Below are 490 nucleotides of genomic sequence, written 5' to 3' on the forward strand. Positions count from 1 at the left end.
GGCCGGTGGCAAGCCTGCCGGAATTCCCCGACCACGTCGAGCTGATCGAGGTGGCGGATGCGGCGCATCCGTTCCGGCTGACCACCTCGCCGGCGCGCAATTTCCTCAACTCGACTTTTTCGGAGACGCCGGTGTCTAAGGCCAAGGAGGGCCGGCCGGAACTGCTTTTGCATCCGGACGATGCGGCAGCCTATGGGCTGGCCAATGGCGACCGCGTCGAGATCGGCAATGCGCGGGGCGAAGTCGTGCTGCACGCAAGATTGTTCGAAGGCATCAGGCGCGGCGTCGTAATCGCCGAAGGTATCTGGCCGAACAGCGCCCACGAGCGCGGCGAGGGCATCAACGTCCTGACCGGCGCCGACGCGCCGGCGCCCTATGGCGGTGCTGCGTTCCACGACAATAAGGTCTGGCTGCGCGCAGCGAAGTGAAGTGTCGGAACGATATAACCATCCGGCCGTTTTTGCGTGGGCGGGGGGGGGGATGGTGATGG

General features: G+C 65.5%; 1 protein-coding gene. It reads left to right on the top strand.

All coding sequences use genetic code 11. From position 1 onward, the window contains the following. Positions 1 to 428: molybdopterin dinucleotide binding domain-containing protein (locus tag EOA86_RS37915; RefSeq protein WP_281035755.1), on the top strand; the 428-nt coding region annotated here is incomplete at its 5' end. Positions 429 to 490: the final 62 nt, after the last annotated feature.

This window comes from Mesorhizobium sp. M5C.F.Ca.IN.020.32.2.1 (assembly GCF_004023105.1).
In the GTDB taxonomy this organism is placed as follows: domain Bacteria; phylum Pseudomonadota; class Alphaproteobacteria; order Rhizobiales; family Rhizobiaceae; genus Mesorhizobium; species Mesorhizobium wenxiniae.